Origin of the sequence: Rhodococcus ruber, assembly GCF_027270735.1 — a bacterium.
Lineage (GTDB): Bacteria > Actinomycetota > Actinomycetes > Mycobacteriales > Mycobacteriaceae > Rhodococcoides > Rhodococcoides rubrum_A.
In genome coordinates, this window is record NZ_JAPWIJ010000012.1 from 134,735 (window position 1) to 156,055 (window position 21,321).

A 21,321-nucleotide genomic window follows, 5' to 3' on the forward strand; every position below is an offset into this window, starting at 1 on the left:
ATCACTCGGACAACTGACGTCGCAGAAGGTCCGCGCCAGCGGTGAGCGCGACCATCTTGTCTCGTGCGACGCGTCGGTCGAGTGGTGCCATACCGCAATTGGTACTCGGGTACAGCTTGTCCGCGTCGACGAACGGAAGTGCACGGCGGAGGGTTTCAGCGACTTCTTCAGGAGTCTCGACGGTGTCACTCGCCACATCGATGGCACCCAGCATGACCTTTTTACCGCGAAGCAGTTCGATCAGGTCGACAGGTACGCGCGAATTGTGACTCTCCAGCGACACGATGTCGATCGAAGACTGTTGCAGCAGTGGGAACGACCGTTCGTACTGCCGCCACTCGGCCCCGAGTGTTGCCTTCCAGTCAGTGTTGGCCTTGATGCCGTAGCCGTAGCAGATATGGACGGCAGTTTCGCAATTCAGCCCTTCGACTGCGCGCTCGAGTGTCGCGATTCCCCAGTCTTCGAGCTCGTCGAAAAACACGTTGAATGCGGGCTCGTCGATCTGAATGATGTCGACGCCTGCCGCTTCCAAGTCCTTCGCCTCCTGGTTCAGAAGAGTCGCGAACTCCCATGCGAGCTTCTCGCGACTCTTGTAATGGTCGTCGTAGAGCGTGTCGATCATTGTCATAGGGCCAGGCAGTGCCCATTTGATCGGCCGGTCGGTCACTGCTCTGAGGCACCTGGCATCGGCAGCGAACACTGATTTTTCGCGGCTCACCGCGCCAACGACTGTCGGGACGCTCGCATCGTAGCGGTCACGAATTCGCACAGTCTCGCGCCGATCGAAGTCGACACCCTCGAGATGTTCGATGAACGTGGTCACGAAGTGCTGACGTGTCTGTTCACCATCGCTGATGATGTCGAGCTCGGCACGACGCTGTTCGTCGGCTGCGAGCGCCTGGGCGTCGAGCTTCCCTTCGCGCAGTTCGTCGTCTCGCAATTTCCACGGTGACCAGAGCTTCTCCGGCTCACTGAGCCAGGACGGCTTAGGTAGGCTGCCGACGATCGAGGTGGGCAAGAGTGGGTTCATTTCAATACCTTTCGGTCTCGCACGGTCAGGCGGGTTGCTCGGAAGCCCATCGCTCGAGAACAGAGCCATACGGTTGCATGAGATTCACTTCGGTGAACCGTGCCTGTGTCGTTGCGAGTCGATTGCGCTCGACACGGTCGTAGCTCACCTGCGGAAGCGAATAGTTTTCGTTGTCGAGACTCGGCCGGTAGACCTCCAAGGCCGCAGTATTCGCGTTGTAGATTTCAGGACGATAGATTTTCTGGAAGGTCTCCATCGTTGCGATCGTTCCCGCGAGCGCCAGGAACGAATAGTCCTCGAGCAAGTCACCGCAGTGGTAGAAGGCCAATGGAGCGACGGACCCCTGAGGCATGAAGTAGCGAACCTCGAGACCCATCTTCACGAAGTACTGATCGGTGATCGACGTCTGGTCCGCCTCGTACTCCAGCCCGAGGACCGGGTGGTGATTGGCGAGTCGACGATACGTTCTGGATGTCGACACGCTGATACAGATGACCGGTGGCTGCGAGAACCGATCTCGGTACTCGCGCGAATCGACAAAACGCTGAAAGACCTGACCGTGCACATCGCCGAAGTCGCTGGGAATGCCCGTTTCTCGGTGCTTCGGGAGTTCAACGATAAAATCGTAGTCGCGAATGTATGAGGAGAAGTTGTTTCCGACGATGCCCTTCGTGCGGGTGCCGGTAGCGGTATCGACTATGCCGACATCGAGAACTTCCATCACCGGAAAGGCTGCGTCGGCTCCTACGGACTCGAGATGCAGATCCACCGAGATGATGTCCAATTCGAGTAAGTAGCGGTCGCCACGTGGATCGTCGTCTTGAACCAGCTCGTTGAGCCGGGTGTGCATCATCGTCATCGCGCTACGTAAGTTCCGTCGACCGTTCTCGCCGCGTGCGAGATTCGCGAAGTTGGTCGTGTGACGCGAGTTCGTCGATGGGGTGTAGTCCTCGTCGAAGCGCGTCGTTCTGATGCTGAAAGTACAGTCGTTCGTCATGCTGACCAGTAGCCCCAATCACGTGCGGTGAATGTGGTGACAAACGCGTCACCACACGGGTTCATCAACTGAGCCGTCGCGCCGCTTCGACCGAAGTTCTCGGCGGTCGGGCCGGTTTCTCAGGTAGGCAGAACCGAAAGGCGGCTGTCCGAAGCGGCCTGCGCACCAGCCTAGTTGGACCACTCGTCATAGGATAATCACTCTCGACAATGGCTGAACATAGGAAAAGGCTATGTCAATAGGTCGACGCCGAAGCCAGACACGACGTCGCGCATCTCCGCCACGAAGCGTTGAGCCTGGACGGTCAACGACACCGAGGCATGACCGATCCAACCGATCTCGATGCGATCGTCGACGTCGAGCGGAACAGCGATGATGGACGGATCGAGATCATCCGAGACAATGCCGGTGGAGATCGTGTAGCCGCCCAGACCGATCATGAGGTTGAAGATGGTGGCACGATCGCTCACCCGGATCTCTTGTTTGGAGGAACGGGTGGAGAGTATCTCTTCGGAGAGGTAGAAGGAATTATTCGCGCCCTGGTCGAACGTGAGACGCGGAAATTGTTCGAGATCACTCAGCTCCACACTCTTTCGCCCCGCCAGGGGATTCGTGCGGGCGATGAAAATATGCGGCGACGCCAGAAACAGCGGCGTGAACACCAGACCTGCCTCGCGAATCAGCTTGTCGATCACGCTTGCATTGAACTCGTTGCGATAGAGGACACCGAGTTCACTGCGGAGCGTGCGGACATCCTCGATGATTTCCCACGTACGGGTCTCTCGAAGACTGAACGAATACTCCGGAGTCTCAGACGCTTTCACCATGCGAACGAAGGCGTCGACGACGAACGAGTAGTGCTGAGTCGATACGGCCAAGAGCCGTCGAGCGGGCCCTCGGCCGAGGTACCGCTGTTCCAAGAGCTCTGATTGCTCTACCACCTGACGCGCGTAGCCGAGAAATTCGGCTCCATCCTCGGTGAGTGTCACCCCGCGGGTCGAGCGAACGAAGAGGGTCCGACCCACGCGACGTTCCAGGTCTTTCAATGCGGCCGACATGGTCGGTTGTGCAACGTACAGCAAGTCCGCCGCGGCACTGATGGACCCCTCGGCGGCCACTTCCACGAAATAGCGCAACTGCTGAAGGGTAATGCCCCGCACTGATTTCGCGACGTCCCGTGCCATGAATCAAATCATCGCACGCAGTGGGGAATCGGACCCACGGGTTGGCCGGCGTCAGGCGACGACAGCGCGTTGGGGCACTCCCGAGTACTGGCTCAGCGGTCGGATCAGCGCGTTCGACGCGCCTTGCTCGATGATGTGAGCTGTCCAACCGGTAATGCGACTCATGACGAAAATCGGCGTGAACACGTCGATGTCGAAGCCCATCAGGAAATACGCCGGGCCGGTAGGGAAATCGAGGTTGGGCTTGATGCCGGTGGCATCGTGCATGGTTCTTTCGAGGATGTCGTACATACGCACCCACTTGTCTCCGCCGGTCACCCCGGCGACATCGCGGAATGCCGCGTTCATCGTCGGTACGCGCGAGTCGCCGTTCTTGTAGACACGGTGACCGAACCCCATGACCTTGTTCTTGGCTGCGAGTACGTTCTGCAGCCACTGCTCGGCCCGCTCGGGATCGTCGATCTCGAGCATGTCTCGCATGACAGCTTCGTTGGCACCGCCGTGCAACGGACCCTTCAATGCTCCGATGGCGGCGGTGACGGCACTGTAGATATCCGACAACGTCGAGGTGACCACGCGGGCCGCGAAGGTGGACGCGTTGAAACTGTGCTCGGCGTACAGGATCAGGGAAACCTCGAAGGCCTTGACGATTTCCGGTTCGGGAACGGAGCCGAAGCACATGTAGAGGAAGTTCTCTGCGAATCCCAGATGAGAATGAGGGGCGATGGGATCGAGGCCATGTCGGCGGCGGTGATCGGCGGCGACGATGGTCGGCAACACTGCCGTCATGCGCAGAGCCTTGGACAGGTTCGCTGATGCCGAATTGTCCTCCTCAGCAGCGTCTTCCGCACCGAGGTAGCTGATCGCGGTGCGCACCACGTCCATCGGATGACAAGTGTCGGGCATTTTCGTGACGAGCGAGAGCAACGAGCGGTCTGCTCGCCGTTGTGCGCGCTCTCGCTGAACGAACAGTTCGAGTTGCTGCACGGACGGGAGCTCACTGTGCCACAGCAGGTAGGCGACCTGCTCGAAGTTGCAGTGCACGGCGAGATCTTGCACGGCATATCCCCGGTAGGTCAACGAGTTCGTCTCGGGTACCACCTTGGAAATAGCGGTGGTGTCGACCACGACACCGGCCAGCCCCTTGTAGATCGTGGGAATCGCCTCGGTCATCACTGCTCTCCTAAGCTGAAATTGAAAATTCCGGTGTCGAATTCGTTGAAACGCTCGTAGTCGAGCAACTCGTACAGACGTGAGCGGGTCTGCATCCGGTCGAGGAGTCCTTTCTGCGTTCCGCGGTCGTGGATCTCACGCAGCCCGGTTTCGATGGCGCCCATGGCCAGTCGCAATGTGGTGACCGGATAGATGACAGCGTTGTAGCCGATGTCCTCGAGGGTGTGCGCGGAGATCAGCTCGGACTTGCCGAACTCGGTCATGTTCGCCAGCAGCGGGGTATTCACTGCGGCACGGAATTTCGCGAAGTCGCCTTCCTCGACGAGTGCCTCGGTGAAGATCAGGTCTGCTCCGGCGTCCGCGTACGCTTTTGCCCGCTCGACCGCGGCGTCGATTCCGTCTGTACCCGCTGCGTCGGTGCGGGCGCAGATGACGAAGTTCGGATCACGTCGCGCGGTGACGGCCGCACGAAGGCGTCGCACCATCTCGTTTGTCGGGACGATCGCTTTGCCGTCGAGGTGCCCGCAGCGTTTGGGGTTGATCTGGTCTTCGAGGTGCAGCCCTGCGATCCCCGCATCCTCTGCCGCCAGCACCGTGCGTGCCGCGGACATCGGCTCACCGAATCCGGTGTCGGCGTCGATCAGTACCGGCAAGTCGGTGACCGCCGCGATCTGCGCACTGTGGGTGATGACCTCGGTCAACGTGGTGAGTCCGATGTCGGGCAGACCGAGTCCGGCAGAGAATGCGCCACCAGAGACATACACCCCTTCGAAGCCGATCTCCTGAATCAACTTCGCGGTCAGCGGGTTGATGGCGCCGGGAAGCCGTGTGATCGACGTCGACGACAGCGCGGCGCGGAGTGCAATTCGCTTGTCCGGCACCGAGGTCGAGGCCGCGATGAGACCCGGCATCAGAAGATGCCCTTCGGGGTCTTCGGAGCCCTCGCCAGAACATCGTCGGCGACGGTGAAGGTCAGCTGATCGAGCTCACCTGCGGCGAGCTCGGAAGCCCGCTCGGCGGCGTCGAGGAAGCGGTCCTGTTCCGCGGGTGCGATCACGCCGTCCGCCAACGAACGGAACTTCGCGATGTATTGCTCACGGGCGAACGGGCGGGCACCGAGAGGGTGCGCGTCGGCGACCGCGAGTTCGTCGACGATGACCGTGCCGTCTTTCAATGTGATCTCCGCGCGTGCACCGAACGCTTTCTCGTCCGGATCGACCGAGTGGTATCGGCGCGTCCACTCGGGGTCTTCTGCGGTCGAGATCTTGTTCCACAACGCGACCGTGTTCGGCCTCTGCGCGCGTTCGGGGGCGTAGGAGTGCTCGTGATGCCAGATTCCGTCCTCGAGTGCGACCGCGAAGATGTACATCACCGAGTGATCGAGAGTTTCCCGGGAGGCAGTGGGATCGAACTTCTGTGGATCGTTCGATCCGGTGCCGATGACGTAATGCGTGTGGTGACTGGTGTGCAACACGATCGTCTCGATCTGTTCGAGATCGGAGATCTTTTCCCGCATCCGTCGGGCGAGGTCGATCGGAGCCTGGCTCTGGTACTCGGCGGAGTGTTCCTTGGTGTAGCTGTCGAGGATTGCATGCTTGTCTTCGCCCGGGCCGGGAAGGGGCACATGGTATTCGGCGTCCGGACCCCCGAGAAGCCACGCGATGACCCCGTCCTCGCCCTCCCAGATCGGCGACGGGGCCCCCTCGCCGCGCAGTGCTCGATCGACGGCTTCGACGGCAACCTTCCCGGCGAGTGCGGGGGCGTAGGCCTTCCAACTGGAGATCGACCCCTTGCGGGACTGACGGGTGGCCGTCGTGGTGTGCAGCGCTTGCCCGACGGCCTGGTAGATGGTCTCGGTGTCGAGGCCGAGCAGGGTGCCGATTCCGGCGGCAGCAGAGGGCCCGAGATGGGCGACGTGGTCGATCTTGTGCTCGTGCAACGAGATTGCGCGAACAAGGTCGATCTGAATCTCGTACCCGGTGGCCAGACCACGGATCAGATCACGCCCCGAGCGCCCGGCGTGTTGGGCGACCGCGAGGATCGGCGGAATATTGTCCCCCGGGTGGGAGTACTCGGCGGCGAGGAACGTGTCGTGAAAGTCGAGTTCTCGCACCGCTACCCCGTTGGCCCACGCGGCCCACTCGGGTGAGTACTTTCCACCGATTCCGAACACAGTGGCACCGGGGCTGTACGGGTGCGCCTGCGCCTGTGTGCGGGCACTCGTCACCGGTCGCCGAACCAGCGACGCCGCAGCCACCGAGGCATTGTCGATGATCCGGTTGACGATCATCTCCGCCGTCGCTTCGGGGACCTCCACCTCGTCAGCGGCGACCTCGGCGACCTTCCAGGCCAGATGCTCGGACTGAGGGAAGTTTTCGGCGGATGTGCGAGTGCGTACGAGATGGGTCTTCACAGAAAATCCTCCGTGCCGATGAATAGGATTACTACGCTTCATTCACAAGTTACGCAGGAGTCCGGAGCTGCGGAAGGCATCGCAAATGCCTATTTTTGCGATGCAATTTCTGTAAATCGGCAAAGGTTGCGAAGTTCAGATCGGTTACAGTGTCGACACCCGAAGGAGGCAACGACAGAGATGCAGAAGATCTACGCAGGCGGGCGCCTGCGTCGCCTACGCGAGGATCGACAGTTGACGCAGTCCGCGCTGGCGAAGACACTCGAACTCTCGCCGAGCTACCTCAACCAACTCGAGAACGACCAACGACCTCTGACCGTCCAGGTACTGCTCAAGCTCAACACGATGTTCGAGCTCGACCCCTCGTTCTTCGCAACCGACACCGACGCGCGCCTCGTCGCCGACCTGCATGACGTGCTCACCGAAACCTCCGACCGAGGCGAGGTGTCGATGTCCGACGTCCAGGAATTGGTCTCGCGCATGCCGGACATCGGGCGCACGCTCGTCTCGCTGCACCGCAAGCTCCATGCAGCGACCGATCAGGTGGACCGGCTCACGGTCGGACTGGACGGGCGCGGACCAAACGTCCCGTCGGGCGGCCATGCCCCGATGCCTTACGAGGAAGTCCGAGACTTCTTCTACGACCGCCGCAACCACATCGCCGAATTGGACACTGCGGCCGAGGAACTCTTCGATCGAAGTGGGCTCGGTATCGGGGCACTCGATCTACAACTCGCACGGGTCATCGAAGCGGACCACGGCATCACGGTGACTATCGGCGACGACGATCCTGGCTTACTCGGCCCCAAACGAATCTTCGACGACACCGGCGGGACTCTCCTGCTCGCACGTCGACTGACCGCCGGGCAACGCGCGTACCAGATCGCAACCCAGCTGGCTTTTCTCTCGCAGTCGACGACCATAGACACGATCGTCGATGCCGATACGCACCTGAGCACTCAGGCCCGAGAGCTGGCCCGCGTCGGGCTGGCCAACTATTTCGCCGGAGCCCTGCTGTTGCCCTACGAACGGTTCCTCGCCGCTGCGGAGTCGCTGCGATACGACATCGATCTGCTGTCGCTGACCTTCGAGGTCGGCTTCGAAACCGTGTGTCACCGATTGTCCACGCTGCAGCGACCAGGCGCGAAGGGCGTTCCGTTCTTCTTCGTTCGCACCGACCGAGCTGGCAACATCTCGAAACGTCAGTCCGCGAGCGCATTCCACTTCTCACGTGTCGGTGGAAGCTGCCCACTGTGGGTTGTGCACGACGCATTCGCGGCATCGGGACGAATACTGACACAGATCGCGACCATGCCCGACGACCGCTCCTATCTGTGGATTGCGCGCGCCACCGACAGCGGCGGACTCGGATACCGATCACCACGGAAGAGTTTCGCGATCGGCCTCGGATGCGACATCGCGTATGCGAACAAACTGGTCTACGCCGACAACCTGCCGGTCCACTCCCCCGGTGCATCGATACCCATCGGTCCCGGATGCAAAGTGTGCGAACGCACCTCGTGTTCCCAGCGCGCGTTCCCGCAACTCGGACGCCGGCTACTCGTCGACGAAGACGTCGACACCGACCTGCCCTACCCATATACGTGAACAGGGTGCCGGACGAGCCGAGATCGACGGGACTGTCTGTATAACGGTGGATCCGGTCCTTGGTTCGACACGCCGAGGAGACAGCTGGGACGAGGATGGACCAGCGCCAAGAGTGGGACTGTCGGAACCTCGCCGGACTGGACGATCACTGCCTTGTTCGTTGGTCCGCAGTCGATCGGGCATCGAACGGTTCTCACCGTGGTCCACGAAGGGCGAGCCGGGTTGGGCGGTGTCCGCATCTCCTGTGCGGTAGAGCAGTGCGCGGACGACGGGTAGTCCCAATTATGGGGTGTTGGCGCATGCTCGGACGTGGTTCTATCACGACAGAAATCTCTCTGTGGGACAACAAGAAAGACGAGAATTCGCATGAACAGTATGTCGTCGGCGCGGTACTGGACGGTCGCTGCTGCAGCGGGTGCCTGCTTACTCGCTGTGCCCGCTACAGCGTCGGCGGACCCACTGCCCGCCGAATGCACCCAACCCGACCCCGTCGGTCCCGTGACATGCACCTACACCTCCGGTACCAGCGCATTGGTCCTCCCCGTAGGGGTGAGCTCGATACAGATTGCCGCCATCGGCGGCCGAGGCGGAAACGACTCGCGGGTCACCGGCTATGTCGTGACCGGCGGTCAGGGTGCGGTTGCGACCGCTACCGTCCCAGTCAGCGCACGCACCCTGTACGCGGTCGTCGGCGGCAACGGCAGTGACACCGATGGGGGCAATCGTGTCGGTGTCGGCGGAGCGAACGGCGGCGGCAACGGCGGCGCACCGTCGCAACCGAACTATGTCGGCAGCGGTGGTGGAGGGGCCTCCGATGTCCGCACCGACCCCCTCGACCTGGCCTCACGACTGGTGGTGGCCGGCGCAGGCGGCGGCGCAACCTTCTTCCACACGGGCGGTGCCGCCGGTGCCAGCGGCACTGGGGCCGGCTACTCCGGTGGTGCCGGAACCGACACCACCGCAGGTGCCGGAGGAGGTAGCGACTCGAGTAGCGGGCTTCCCGGGAGCTTCGGTGTCGGCGGCACCGGCGGTGCCGACAGATACAGCTCGGGCGGCGGAGGTGGTGGCGGCTGGTTCGGCGGAGGTGGCGGCGGAGGTGGCGGTGCGGGTGTCAGCTTCGGCGGCGGTGGCGGCGGATCGTCACTGGCCCCGAACGGAGGCACCGTCGCACTGACCACCGCCCCACCCTCGATCACCATCACCTACCAACCACCCTCCACGCCACCACCGACTGCGTGCACCGGGTCGGTGTGCCTCCCTACCGGAACGTTCGGCAGCAGCTGATCGTTCACCGCGACGGACGATGGTTCCAACGGCTGAGCAACGCGAGTGGTGTTCGATTCGTAGATTCACCCCAGCCCTGCGAAGCTGTGTGATCCGGTGGGACGCAGGTTGCGCTGGATCTGACTGCGGTCGCTGCGCAGCGACTATCGACGTCGCCCAAAAACGCACGTCGACATGACTATTCGGGTAGCAGGCCGAGTTGTCCGAGGAAATCGAGTTGGTCGAAGTACAGGTGTTCGGAGACCAGTTCGTCGCCGTCGGTGAGGTAGGTCGCGCTCCATCGGAACGACACCGTTTTGCCGGTGGCCTCGACCGGTCCTGACGGACTCTGCAGGATGCCGTCGTGCGTGCCGTCGAATCGGCCTTCCACTGAAGCCATGCTTCCTTCGATCACAGCCGAGTCGACACGGAGCCGGCCCTCGGAGAAGGCGTTCTGGAAGACCGACAGGAACCCCAGCACTGCGTCGCGTCCGGTGAACGTTCCGCCGGGTGAGACGAGTTCGGCACCGCTCGACCATGGTTCGCGGTCGGGGGTGCGCGCATTGAACGCCTCGATGTGGTGGTCGATGACAGTGCGTGAGGTGTTCATTGTCGGTATGTCCTTTGCTGTCGTCGGAGGTACACGCGCCGTGCCTACGTGGCGCCCACGATCACAACACGTGACCGCCGCGTTGGAACACCCCATAATGGGGACTGTCCTGCACTGCCTCTGCGGCTCTACGATCATGTATTCGGCGCAGCACGGATCGACGAACGGATCGGTGTAAACGAGCCGGCTCCGAGCGGTACGAGAGGGGACGCGGGTGAGCGCTACGGCGGGGCTGCGGGTGGGGATGGTCGATGACCACCAGTCCCCGGTGTGGGGCATCGAACGGGTACTGGGCACGTGTGCTGACATCGTCTGGGTGGGGTCGGCGCAGACGGTGTCGGGGTTGCTGTGCCGGTCACCGGATATGGATGTGGTGGTGCTCGACCTGCGTCTGGCCGACGGCTCGACCCCGCAGGGCAATGTCGAACGCTTACAGTCGGCTGGAGCGCACGTGCTGGTGTACACCTCGGGCGAATACCCGGAGTTGTTGCGGTCGGCAGCGAAAGCGGGAGTGTCGGGCGTGGTCCTCAAAGCCGCGCCGCAAGAACAGGTTATCGCTGCTGTGCGGGCCGCCGGCCGTGGAGACACAGTGCTAGGTACCGAGTGGGCAGCCGCTCTCGACGCCGACCCCGATCTGGATGCCGTGCAACTCAGTCCGCAGTTGCAGCGGGTGCTCGCGCTCTACGCCGCCGGCGAGACGTCCGCGCAAGTCGCCCGCGAGATCGGAGTGCAGGTCGACACCGTGCACGAATACCTCAAGCGGATCCGCGACAAGTACGCGCAGGCCGGCCGGCCTGCGCAGTCGAAACTCGAATTGTTCAAGCGGGCAGTGGAAGACGGGTGGCTGCCGATGCCTGCGCGTGCGCCCCGGATCAGGCGCCGGTGACGACCTCGCGGGCGGCTGCTTGCACCGACCCCCGGCCCCTGCACGACGTTGCGCCGACGGCCGTGGGCGCGCAGTCCGGGGGTGCGCGGATCCGCCGGTTACTGGCGCGTTTCATCGGAATCGGATACCTCGCCTACTTGGCTGTCACCGCAGCGCAGATCGGTCACGGCGGTGCCACGGTTGCGTGGTGGTGGACTCCAGCCGCCCTGGTAGTGGCGGTTGGTCCGGGAATAGCTTTGTCGGCGTTGTCGTTTCGGGCCGGACCGGCAGCCGAACGCGCGATTCGTATCACGGCGCTCTGCGCGGTCGCCGGGTATGGCGCAGCGGCAGTGAGCTGGCTGCCTGCGTGGGCAGGCGACGCCGTCTCGGGCTCGAGCAGTACCTGGTTGGTGCGGTTTTCGGGGTTGGTCGGACTGTGTGCGGCGTTGATATGGCGCCCGGTGTGGGTAGCTGCAGTACAAGTGGTGGCCACGGCGGGCTCGTCGGTGATCAATCAGACGGCATTGATGTCCCCAGACCCGTTGTGGCTGAGGGTCTGCACGGAAACGGTGTGGGCAGTGGGGTTCAGTGGGGTGTTCGTCGCCGCGACGATCATGGCGGTGCGCACCTCGTACTTGCTCGATGCTACCGAAATATCCTTTGCGCGAGCTGCGGCCACCGCTGCTGCGAGCGCGGCACGCGAGCGTGAGCGCGCAAAATTCGACGCGCTCGTACACGACCGGGTCCTCGCCGTTCTACTCGAAGCCGCACGCACGACCACACCACACCGTATTCCGGCCCAAGCGCGCGCAGCGCTGTCTGCACTCGACGAGGTCGCCGCGTCGAGCACAGACGAGGTTGTCACGGCGACCGCAGTGATCGACGGTCTGCGCGCAGTGATCACCCCGATCAGCGAATCGGTGACCCTCTCCGTCGCTGGGGTCGAAGACCTCGCATCGGTCTATCCCCTCGACGCGGTGTCTGCAGTGACCGATGCGGCGTCCGAAGCAGTACGCAACAGCATCGTGCACGCCGGCACCGCGGCGCAGACCCAGGTCGCCCTCGACATCACCACCGACAGCCTCGGGGTGGTGATCCTCGACCGAGGACGCGGGTTCGATCCGCAGATCGTGACGCCGGGTAGGCTCGGAATCGAGCACAGCATCACGGGCCGGATGACACAGATCCCCGGTGGCCGATCTGCCATCACGACCGGTGTCGGCTCGGGCACCCGAGTCGAACTGCACTGGACCAGAACCACCACATCCGCAGCTGCGCCGGACCAGGCCAGAGGCGTCCGGAGAATCACCGGGCCGACGACGCGCCTGCCCCCTGCCGAGGTAGTCTCCGATCTCATCGGTATCACCTCGCGGTGGTCGATTGCAGTGGCGGCAATCTTTCTCTTGTGCGCCGCCGTGGCCACGGTCGCATCGATCACTGCGGGCATGGACCCTGCGGCGGCGATCGGATCGCTGACGGTGCTCGCTGCAGGCATCTGGATCGTGATCACCGTCGACGGTGATCCGCTGAACCGGCGTTGGGCGGGTGCCTGCGCACTGACAGCACCTGTGCAGATCGTGCTCGCAGCTACCGGACTTTCCGAGCCGATCGGCGACCCGTTGCGCAACGCCGCCGCACTCAGTGGCGGGCTGGTGGTGTGTGCGTTCTTGTGCGCGCGCGGGAGCGCAGGCTGGGCGTGGACCGGTCACCTTGCCTCTTGCGCCCTTTACACTGCATGGACACTCCGCGCGGGACTCGATGCCGAGTCCGCCAGTCAGGTCGTCATCCCTGCCGTCGCAGTGATGACAGCGGCCACCGTATTCGCTGCATTACTCAGACCCGCTGCACGAGAGGTATTTTCGCTGCGTGCAGCGCAGACCGTCCGCGCGGCCGAACGTGCCGCCGCCGTCGCCTCCATACACGAGCACCGCCGCCAAACTGCGCGCCTCGACGACCTCGCCCGACCGGCGCTGGGTCACCTTACCGAACACCCCTCACCCAACTCCGATGACAAACAAGTCCTGGTTCTGCTCGAAGCCCGACTACGAGACGGCATCCGTGCCCGTACCCTCGACACCCCAGCACTGACCGAAGCGGTATGGGACGCACGCGCGCGCGGAGTGGCGGTCATCCTGCTCGACGACGGTGCACTCGACGGCTGCACACCCGAAATCACACTGAGACTGCATCATTCGATCGTCGAACACCTGCAAGCGGCGCGGTCTGGAACCACCATGACCGTACGCATCACACCGCCCAGGCGCCCCCACCTGGCCACCATCACAGTCACCACCACGAGCGGAGAAAGCATCCGACACGAATACGACCACACCGCCTCCCCCATCACCACCGAAAACTTCGGTGCACAAAGTCAGTCGGGGCTACTGGGCAAGGGCGACGAAAGATCGCGGTAGCTAGGTCGAATGAGGAGAATCAGATGGTAAATATCTTTTCGGCGCGACGTTGGTTGATTGCCGTCGTATTGGGCACTTCAACGCTCGTACTCCCCGCACTTTCGTCGGCGGATCCGCTTCCTGCGCAATGCGTTCAGGCCGAAGCGGCGGGACTGGTGACGTGCACGTATACCTCTGGTGCTACCGCCTTGACTCTTCCAGAGGGGGTTACGTCGGTGCAGGTCACTGCAATCGGCGGTCGCGGTGGGAACTACGTCTACTCCGGCGGCGCGTTCATCCCTGGCGGGAAAGCTGCAGTCGTGGCCTCAACCGTTTCGGTACCTGCAGAAACACGAACCCTGTACGTGTCCGTCGGCGGAAACGGCGGCGACTTCGTCGGTCAGAGTACCGGCGCAACCGGCGGCGCGAACGGCGGAGGCAACAGCGGCCGCACGGAAGCAGGACCGGCCGGCAACCGAACGGGCGGCGGCGGTGGCGGAGCCTCCGACATTCGCACCGGGCCCGACGATCTGGCCACTCGCGTAGTGGTAGCGGGCGGGGGCGGAGGCAGCGGCACTGACGGGGAGGGCGGCGATGCAGGTGCGCCCGGAGTTGGCCCCCTGGGTGGCGGAGCAGGCACGATAGCAGCTGGAGGCGCAGGAGGGGACACCGCAAGCTCACGTCTCGGACAGGCCGGGTCGGGAAGTTTCGGTGTCGGCGGCACCGGTGGTGAGTACCTACTCGGGAATGTGTTGGCCATCAACGGTGGCGGTGGCGGAGGTGGTTGGTACGGCGGAGGCGGCGGAGGAGCAGGCTCCGTCACGCTCGACGGGATTGGACTGGCCCTCGGTGGTGCCGGAGGCGGCGGGTCATCGCTCGCTCCGGACGGTGGCACCGCCTCGGTGACCACCAGCCCGCCCTCGGTCACCATCGCATACCTACCGGCGACATCGACGCCGCAGCCGCCGGCGTGCACCGGGTCGGTATGCCTTCCAGGTGGAAGCTTGGGCAGCAGTTGATGATTGGATACAGATCTGCCGCGGAGCTTTGACCCGTGACGAGCCACGGTACGGACTCGACTTCCCCGTGCCGGCGTGCACGAGAGCCACCGTCATGTTCGCCTGAGCGGTAGTCATGGGGCCGTCAGGACACTGTTCCGCTCGGGTACAGCAAACCACGTTTCATGAGAGCCGTTGTGCGACAATCAGTTCGCCACACATCCAACGCTTCGACGCCTCTACCGGAACACCGTCACTCAGGGGTGTAGTCGAGCCTCCCGAGGCCACTGATCTCAGCGGCGATGACGCACCTCTCGGATGAGCAACCACACGAGATAGCCGCCTCCCACGACCACGGTCACGACACCGACCGGCAATGCGACCGGGAGTACGTGCTGCGCCGTGACGTCGGCCCCGGCCAGCAAGAACGCTCCCGTGAACGCTGCAGGCGCGAGGGTCATGCCTGGGCTGCGAGTCAGGCGACGGGCGATCTGCGGGGCCGCCAGCGCGACGAACACGATCGGGCCTGCCGCAGCCGTGACGGTCGCGGTCAACGCGACACCGATCACGAGCACGACGAGACGGACGCGTTCCACACGCGCACCTGTGGCCTTCGCGGCGTCATCACCGAGTTCGAGCTGCCTGAGGGCGGGCGAGAACACAGCCATGACGCCGAGGAGCAGGAGGATGACGGCACTGCCCGACAGGACTTGATTCCAGGTCGTCCCGGTGAGCGATCCGGCACCCCACGCTGCGGCACTCATCGCGACCTCGAGGTTTGCGTTGAGCATCAGCCACGAATTGAGCGAGGTCAACATCGCGGACATAGCGATTCCGACGATGATCAGGCGAAATCCCTGCACCCCACCCCGCCACGCGAGAAGGTAGACAACAGCTGCCGTTGCGATACCGCCGACTAGTGCCCCGGCGGCCAACTGCAGATAAGAACCGTGGATCACGATGATCACGACCAACGCGCCGGAATAGGACCCTGCAGTGAATCCGATGATGTCCGGTGACGCCAGCGGATTACGGATCAGCGACTGGAAAGCCGCGCCCGATACCCCCAACGCAGCACCGAAAACGAGCGCCGCAACTGCCCGCGGTGCCCGCCATTCGACGACGACGGTGCGAGCGAAACCGGCCTCCGGATCTTTCATGATCGCCGCCCACACTTGCGCAAGGCTCAGCGGATAGTCCCCGAGGGTCAATGCCCACACCGTCACCACAAGCGCCGACACCGCCAGAACGACGCATACGACGACACTGCGGCCATGCCAGCGTAGAGCGGAGCCAGCCTTGCGAACGACGAATGTGCGGTGCCCGAAGTCCACCCGCCGTTCGGTCGCCCTCGCGAGACCTGGTGGATTCACAGGCCACTCACCTTTGCTCGGCGTACCAGATGGATGAGCACCGGAGCGCCGACGAACGCGGTCACGATGCCTACCGGGAACTCACCCGGCCGGATGACGACACGACCGACGATGTCGGCGGCGAGCACGAGCGACGGGGCCAGAACGAGCGTGTGTCCGATGATCCAGCGCTGATCCGGTCCCACGATCCAGCGCGCGACGTGCGGAACCATCAGGCCGACGAAGCCGATCGGACCGGCGATCGCCGTCGCACCGCCGGCCAGCAGCGTCACCGCGATGATCACGATCACCCGCGTGCGAACGATGTTCGCACCGAGCGCGCTGGCCAGATCGTCGCCCAGTGCGATGGTGTTCAGTGAACTGGCTGCGATCGCTGCCAGCACCACGCCGACGACCAAGAACGGGAGCACCGGCAGCAGAACGTCCCACCCTCGATCGACGAGACTGCCTGCGTACCAACCGCGCATCCGATCGAACGTCTGCGGATCGGTCAGAACCCACCCGGTCACTATTCCGGACAGGACCGCGCCGAATGCGACACCCGCCAGCGTCAGGTGGACGGGGTCTGCACCGCCGCGCCCCATCGAACCGATCACGTAGACAACGACGGTGACGACCAACGCACCGAGAAACGCGAACCAGACGTAACCGCTGACAGTGGTCACCCCGAACACCACAATGCCGACCACGACGAAGAATTCGGCACCTGCGTTGACCCCGAGAATGCCGGGATCGGCAAGCGGATTGCGAGTCAACGCCTGGATCAGTGCGCCGGACACCCCGAGCGCCAGGCCGACGGCGAAACCCACTGCGGTTCGCGGAATCCGCATGTCCCACACGACGAACGCGTCGCCCCTGCCCGTGTTGTGCAGGAGTGCATCGAACACAACCGGCAGCGGAATGTCCTTCGAACCGACGGCGATGCTCAGGACCACCAAGACGACCAGCGAAACGATCGCGACGAGCAATCCCAGCGCCCGACGTCCCAGGCTCGTCGACGCGGTTGCGCGGCGAACCCCCTCCTGCGTTTGCGCGGGCGGAGGATCATGACCGGTTCGGGTTGTCACTCGACATATCTCCTGATGGTGAGCGCACATCCAGCCGCCTCGTTCGCCACGAGGCGGCTGGATCAGAAATTCGGTCTGGCTAGGCGCCCGTATTGAGCGCCGAAGCCTCCAACTGCGGAACAACCTCGTCGAGCCACCACTGCACGCTCGATGGAGTCGGCGGATTCACCGCGAGCCACTGCGGACCGTAGAGGTAGACGAGCGTCCCGTGCTTCGCGGCAACAAGCTCGGGAACTCGAGGATCGGCCTCGAACGCCGTCCTGAACTTGTTCTCCGGATCGGCAGACTCATGAGTGACGATGAACACGACGTCAGCGGAGAACTTGTCGATGTTCTCCAGCGAGTACTTGGGTGCGTTCGCCCCGATACTGTCGCCCTCCCCTGTCGGCTGCCCGTCTCCGGGCGTCAAGCCCAAGGCCTCGATGGGCTCGTTCGCATACTCAGTGAGCCACAGCTGCTGATCTTCGCCGCTGAGCACACCCAGCTGGAACGTCTTGCCCTGCAGGCCAGGCAGTTTCGCGGCGGCATCCGACAGCGCGGCGTCGTATGTGGCCTCGGTCTCCTCGACGATCTTCTCGTCGTGCCCGGTGAGGGCCGCAAGCGACGTGAGATTGTCCTGCCAGCTGGTATCGCCGCCTTCGTCCCTCGTCTCCAGACCGACATATGTTGGCGCAATGGAAGAAAGCCGCTCGTAGAGCTGCTCGTCGACGCTCCAGACACTGGTCAGAATCAGGTCTGGCTGCAGCGCCGCGATAGCCTCCGGCGAGTCCGTGTAGTCCGCAGTGAAGAGGTCCGCGTCGAAGTCGCCGTCGTAGCGGCCCTGCAACCACGGGTAGTCGTCGAGATCGGACTTTTCCCCCGACACCGCAACGGGCTTCTCTCCGAGAATGTCCAACAACCCGATCCAGTCCGTTCCGACAGCGACGATTCGCTCGGGCTTCTTCTCGATGGTGACGTCACCGTAGGCGGCGTCGACCGTGGCCGGAAAAGCACCGGTGCTCGACGCACTGTCGCTGGATGCACCGTTGGTGGCACCGTCGGACGAGTCGCTCGCGCAACCCGTGAGCACCAGGCCGACACTCACCAGGCCCGCAAACAGTGCCGTCGCGCGTTTTCGCGCGGGAAGCGGTTTCATGGAGGTTCCTCTCGTGTACTTCGAAAATTCGGGCTGGTCAGTCATTCGCAGAAACACACCACCGGCAGGTCCGGTCTGTAATGCGGACATTTCGCACCGGAGAGTAGCAACTGAAATTAGTTAAGGCTAGGCTATCTTCGGTACCGTGCACCCCGCGTGGGTCCGCGGTCGCCAAGGTCTGTTCATCCGGACAGCTGAAATCTCGAAGGCGCGAGGCCCCCGGTCTCTTGTAGAAGGACCAGACGATTGCCGAACACGAACCTCCACTCAGGCGGTCACTCCACACCGACTGGTCGCGCCGGCACACCGGTTCCCTCCGATCGACTGAGCGTCGATTCCGCCACGATCGGTTACGACAGACGAATCATCGCCGAGCATTTGACCGTGTCGATTCCCGACCGGTCGTTCACCGTCATCGTCGGACCGAACGCCTGCGGAAAGTCGACCCTGCTGCGTGCGTTGTCTCGGCTCATCACTCCGAACTCAGGGCAGGTGATACTCGATGGGGTCGACGTCAGGTCGTACAAGACCAAAGAGGTCGCCCGCCGCATCGGTCTGCTGCCGCAGAGCGCCGTCGCACCGGACGGGATCACCGTCGCCGACCTGGTCGCCCGCGGCCGATTCCCGCATCAGAAGCTCCTGCGCCAGTGGACCGCATCCGATGAGTCTGCCGTGCTGACGGCAATGGACGCGACGGGCGTCACCGAGTTGTCCGGGCGGCCGGTCGACGAACTTTCCGGCGGACAGCGCCAACGCGTCTGGGTGGCAATGGCTTTGGCGCAAGAGACCGAGATCATGCTGCTCGACGAGCCGACCACCTTCCTCGACATCGCCCACCAGATCGAACTCCTCGAACTGTTCACGGACCTCAATCACCTCGGCCGGACGCTCGTCGCGGTACTGCACGACCTCAACCACGCAGCCCGGTACGGAACGCACCTCATCGCGATGAAGGACGGTGCCATCGTTGCCGAAGGCGCGCCGTCGGCCATCGTCACCGCCGACCTCGTGTACGAGGTCTTCGGACTCGAGTGCGTCGTTCAGCCCGACCCGGTTACGGGCATGCCTGCAGTCACACCGCTGGGCCGACAGCGCATCCGACAACCGACGAAGTAGCGTCCGCTTCAACAGAAGTCGGATAGAAGAGTGCCCCGCGACGAGCTGACTTACCGCGAGTGACAGATCTGTGGCTCATCGACAGAACACTGCTATAGCCCGGCTTCTTCGAGCAATTCCTCCCAGCGGTTCTCGGCGTCCGCCTCCTCGACTCCGGCGTCGATCAACTGCTGATATTCGCCGTGAAGCCGGTCTTCGACCGCTTCGTACTTCTGTAACCACTCCTCGGCGCGAACGCGCCAATATCCGATGGTCTCGAACTGAGCATTGCCGAAGCCACGCTCTGCGCGCAGATACTTGCGCACATCCCGGCTCGAGGCTGCCTCCCCGGCAAACCACACGTAGCCCGGTCCATCCGGAAGGACCTCGGCGCGCACGGCGGCAACCAGTCGCGACGGCCCATGACCGTTACCGCCGATCAGCCACTCGATGCTCAGGTCGGCCTTCGTCTCGATCGGGATCTTGTCACCGTCGTCGAGGACTTCCACGATCGCCCGAACCGGGAACCCCTCCGGTAACTCTTCGACAGCTCGAGACAGAGCTGGAAGCCCCGTCAAGTCGGCGACGAGCAATTGCCACGCCGTGCCACTCGGCGGGCTGTACCAGCCGCGCGGTCCCCAGAGCCCGACGATGTCACCGGGTGCCGCTGCCAGGGCCCACGCCGCCGCGATGCCGCCCTTGTGCGCGACGAAGTCGATCGTCATTTCCTTGGCGGCCTCGTCCCAGCTCCGAACCGTGTAGTTGCGGTGCTCGGGTTCGTCGATGTCGCGGTACGCCCAGTCGCCGTCCTTCTCGGTCATCGCCGGCGGCCTGTCCTCGCTCCCACCTGGGAAGTAGAGCGAGACGCACTCGTCAGCAACACCGTTCGACGTGTAGCCGGCCAATCCGTCGCCGCCGAACACGACTCGCACGATCGAGGGCGAGATGCGTGCGGTACTCACTACCTCGGCATAGAAGAAGCGCTGCACCGTCTTGGTCGCCACGTGATAACTCCTCAGGATCGATTCGAGTTGAGCCTAACCTAACTCAAGGATCGGCGTCCCCACGCGGCTGGGGCGTGTGGGTGCGGAAACTGCGCTTCACCGTGCCGCCTCGTTCGTCGACGGCGCTAGCCATCCGCTGAGCCACAACTCCATCCGCTCGCATCGACGAAAATTCTCAATCCTCTGTCACACAGATGATTTTCGTATCGACGCCCGCGGTTACCCCGAGCTTATTGCCGCCGCTGCTCGAAGCAGTGGGAAGCGAGAGACGTCGGCATCTCGGCAAGCCCAGGTCCTCCGCTGTCGAGCCAACCTGCAATCTCTTCCTTCATTCCTGCGCCCAGAACGAAACCGAGCCACGTTGGTCGGCCACCGGTTCGATGCCCGCATCTCGATGGGGCGACCACGACAACGTTCGATCGTTCGCATGGTCCGAGACACTCGGTGACGCGAAAGTTGCCGACACCATCGACCAAGTTGCGCAGACTCTCGAGCTCGGCGTCGTGGTCGATGTCCGGATGCTTGTCGGCAGTGCCGCAACAGCATCCGCGGCATACGATGACTGTCGGTCTGGATCGATCCAATGCCACGGCATCCATCACCTATCCACATGCGGCGTGCCGGGGCGCTCCGACGTACCGGTCAGGCGTCGCGTGCCGTGATCGCTGTTACAAACCTTTCGATCGCAGGAATTCGGCGACGTCGGTTACCGCCTGCGGATTGCGTGGGCCTTCGACGAGCGCCGCGTAGGGAAGGGCCATGATGTTGTTCTCGCGGACCGCGGTCGTGCCCGGTGCGTCCGTGGGGAGGTCGGCCGGTCGCGACGACTTCGGCAGCGGTGAAGTCGAATTGCAGGGGCGAATCCTGGGTGAGCGCGGCCACCTGCAGAGCGTTCAGGCGCATGCTGACAGTGCGGTTGTCGACGCCATCGACCCGCACCGCCCCCGCCGACGGGGTCAGCGCCCGGTAGAGGCACCTCAGAAGTGTCGATTTTCCGCTGCCACACAATTGAAGCCAATCCCAGGGAGCCTCTTGCTCGAGGGACGGGCGAAACCTGCCGGTGCGACGACGTCGGTGGGTCCGAGGGTGTGCACCGATGCATGTCCGAGTCCG

17 protein-coding genes and 2 pseudogenes are annotated in these 21,321 nt (G+C 63.5%); 6 read left to right on the forward strand and 13 right to left on the reverse strand.

What is annotated here, in order from left to right:
• Position 1: 1 nt before the first annotated feature.
• The 6 genes from O4220_RS24030 to prpD all read right to left on the reverse strand — a co-directional run bounded on the left by O4220_RS24030 (position 2) and on the right by prpD (position 6,797).
• Positions 2–1,030 carry a methionine synthase gene (locus O4220_RS24030; protein WP_269608058.1) on the reverse strand — a complete coding sequence of 343 codons (1,029 nt, stop codon included), beginning with the start codon at positions 1,028–1,030 and terminating at the stop codon, positions 2–4.
• Between the two features lie 25 nt (positions 1,031–1,055).
• Positions 1,056–2,027, reverse strand: coding sequence for a putative oxygenase MesX (locus tag O4220_RS24035; protein WP_269608059.1), 972 nt, complete (start codon positions 2,025–2,027; stop codon positions 1,056–1,058).
• A gap of 230 nt (positions 2,028–2,257) precedes the next feature.
• The gene (locus O4220_RS24040; protein ID WP_269608060.1) at positions 2,258–3,211 is read right to left on the reverse strand and encodes a LysR family transcriptional regulator; all 954 of its coding nucleotides are present in this window, start codon (positions 3,209–3,211) and stop codon (positions 2,258–2,260) included.
• Positions 3,212–3,262: 51 nt separating this feature from the next.
• Complete coding sequence (locus O4220_RS24045; protein ID WP_269608062.1) at positions 3,263–4,384, reverse strand: bifunctional 2-methylcitrate synthase/citrate synthase; 1,122 nt, start codon at positions 4,382–4,384, stop codon at positions 3,263–3,265.
• Positions 4,384–5,295, reverse strand: coding sequence for a methylisocitrate lyase (gene prpB / locus O4220_RS24050; protein ID WP_269608063.1), 912 nt, complete (start codon positions 5,293–5,295; stop codon positions 4,384–4,386). The genes O4220_RS24045 and prpB overlap by 1 nt, the downstream gene beginning before the upstream one ends.
• Positions 5,295–6,797: a 2-methylcitrate dehydratase PrpD gene (gene prpD / locus O4220_RS24055; protein ID WP_269608064.1), complete on the reverse strand. Its 1,503-nt coding sequence runs from the start codon at positions 6,795–6,797 to the stop codon at positions 5,295–5,297. Before prpD ends, prpB begins: the two co-directional genes overlap by 1 nt.
• Positions 6,798–6,977: 180 nt before the next feature.
• Between prpD and O4220_RS24060 the strand changes: the two genes are divergently transcribed.
• Together O4220_RS24060 and O4220_RS24065 are read left to right on the forward strand one after the other, a co-directional pair.
• Positions 6,978–8,405, forward strand: a complete 1,428-nt coding sequence (locus O4220_RS24060; RefSeq protein ID WP_269608065.1) for a short-chain fatty acyl-CoA regulator family protein — start codon at positions 6,978–6,980, stop codon at positions 8,403–8,405.
• Positions 8,406–8,771: 366 nt separating this feature from the next.
• Positions 8,772–9,689 (forward strand): glycine rich domain-containing protein, encoded by a 918-nt coding sequence (locus O4220_RS24065; protein ID WP_269608066.1) that lies wholly within the window; start codon positions 8,772–8,774, stop codon positions 9,687–9,689.
• 178 nt (positions 9,690–9,867) lie between these two features.
• Here O4220_RS24065 and O4220_RS24070 read toward each other — a convergent pair whose 3' ends face one another.
• Positions 9,868–10,278 carry an ester cyclase gene (locus O4220_RS24070; protein WP_269608068.1) on the reverse strand — a complete coding sequence of 137 codons (411 nt, stop codon included), beginning with the start codon at positions 10,276–10,278 and terminating at the stop codon, positions 9,868–9,870.
• A gap of 214 nt (positions 10,279–10,492) precedes the next feature.
• Here O4220_RS24070 and O4220_RS24075 point away from each other — a divergent pair, with 214 nt between their 5' ends.
• The 3 genes from O4220_RS24075 to O4220_RS24085 all read left to right on the forward strand — a co-directional run bounded on the left by O4220_RS24075 (position 10,493) and on the right by O4220_RS24085 (position 14,555).
• Positions 10,493–11,164 (forward strand): DNA-binding response regulator, encoded by a 672-nt coding sequence (locus O4220_RS24075; protein WP_420030455.1) that lies wholly within the window; start codon positions 10,493–10,495, stop codon positions 11,162–11,164.
• Complete coding sequence (locus O4220_RS24080; RefSeq protein ID WP_269608069.1) at positions 11,119–13,557, forward strand: hypothetical protein; 2,439 nt, start codon at positions 11,119–11,121, stop codon at positions 13,555–13,557. Before O4220_RS24075 ends, O4220_RS24080 begins: the two co-directional genes overlap by 46 nt.
• Positions 13,558–13,772: 215 nt before the next feature.
• Complete coding sequence (locus tag O4220_RS24085) at positions 13,773–14,555, forward strand: glycine-rich protein (protein ID WP_269608070.1); 783 nt, start codon at positions 13,773–13,775, stop codon at positions 14,553–14,555.
• A gap of 272 nt (positions 14,556–14,827) precedes the next feature.
• Here O4220_RS24085 and O4220_RS24090 read toward each other — a convergent pair whose 3' ends face one another.
• From O4220_RS24090 to O4220_RS24100, 3 genes are all read right to left on the reverse strand, one after another.
• The gene (locus tag O4220_RS24090) at positions 14,828–15,907 is read right to left on the reverse strand and encodes a FecCD family ABC transporter permease (protein WP_269608071.1); all 1,080 of its coding nucleotides are present in this window, start codon (positions 15,905–15,907) and stop codon (positions 14,828–14,830) included.
• A complete protein-coding gene (locus O4220_RS24095; protein ID WP_269608072.1) occupies positions 15,904–16,974 on the reverse strand; it encodes an iron chelate uptake ABC transporter family permease subunit in 1,071 nt (356 codons plus the stop codon). The genes O4220_RS24090 and O4220_RS24095 overlap by 4 nt, the downstream gene beginning before the upstream one ends.
• 79 nt (positions 16,975–17,053) lie before the next feature.
• Positions 17,054–18,109 carry an ABC transporter substrate-binding protein gene (locus O4220_RS24100; RefSeq protein WP_269608073.1) on the reverse strand — a complete coding sequence of 352 codons (1,056 nt, stop codon included), beginning with the start codon at positions 18,107–18,109 and terminating at the stop codon, positions 17,054–17,056.
• A gap of 246 nt (positions 18,110–18,355) precedes the next feature.
• On the opposite strand from O4220_RS24100, the gene O4220_RS24105 reads away from it, so the two are divergent.
• Positions 18,356–19,225, forward strand: a complete 870-nt coding sequence (locus tag O4220_RS24105; protein WP_269608074.1) for an ABC transporter ATP-binding protein — start codon at positions 18,356–18,358, stop codon at positions 19,223–19,225.
• 92 nt (positions 19,226–19,317) lie between these two features.
• Here O4220_RS24105 and O4220_RS24110 read toward each other — a convergent pair whose 3' ends face one another.
• The 3 genes and pseudogenes from O4220_RS24110 to O4220_RS24120 all read right to left on the reverse strand — a co-directional run.
• Positions 19,318–20,208, reverse strand: a complete 891-nt coding sequence (locus O4220_RS24110; RefSeq protein WP_269608075.1) for a siderophore-interacting protein — start codon at positions 20,206–20,208, stop codon at positions 19,318–19,320.
• A 668-nt stretch (positions 20,209–20,876) separates the two neighbouring features.
• A pseudogene (locus tag O4220_RS24115) lies at positions 20,877–20,996 on the reverse strand (iron transporter); the annotation flags it as partial.
• A 10-nt stretch (positions 20,997–21,006) separates the two neighbouring features.
• Positions 21,007–21,210, reverse strand: a pseudogene (locus O4220_RS24120) (ATP-binding cassette domain-containing protein); the annotation flags it as partial.
• Positions 21,211–21,321 lie beyond the last annotated feature (111 nt).

Coding starts and splice junctions, on each gene's coding strand:
- O4220_RS24030 (WP_269608058.1), bottom strand. CDS start 1,030: ATGAACCCACTCTTGCCCACCTCGATCGTCGGCAGCCTACCTAAGCCG.
- O4220_RS24035 (WP_269608059.1), bottom strand. CDS start 2,027: ATGACGAACGACTGTACTTTCAGCATCAGAACGACGCGCTTCGACGAG.
- O4220_RS24040 (WP_269608060.1), bottom strand. CDS start 3,211: ATGGCACGGGACGTCGCGAAATCAGTGCGGGGCATTACCCTTCAGCAG.
- O4220_RS24045 (WP_269608062.1), bottom strand. CDS start 4,384: ATGACCGAGGCGATTCCCACGATCTACAAGGGGCTGGCCGGTGTCGTG.
- prpB (WP_269608063.1), bottom strand. CDS start 5,295: ATGCCGGGTCTCATCGCGGCCTCGACCTCGGTGCCGGACAAGCGAATT.
- O4220_RS24060 (WP_269608065.1), top strand. CDS start 6,978: ATGCAGAAGATCTACGCAGGCGGGCGCCTGCGTCGCCTACGCGAGGAT.
- O4220_RS24065 (WP_269608066.1), top strand. CDS start 8,772: ATGAACAGTATGTCGTCGGCGCGGTACTGGACGGTCGCTGCTGCAGCG.
- O4220_RS24070 (WP_269608068.1), bottom strand. CDS start 10,278: ATGAACACCTCACGCACTGTCATCGACCACCACATCGAGGCGTTCAAT.
- O4220_RS24100 (WP_269608073.1), bottom strand. CDS start 18,109: ATGAAACCGCTTCCCGCGCGAAAACGCGCGACGGCACTGTTTGCGGGC.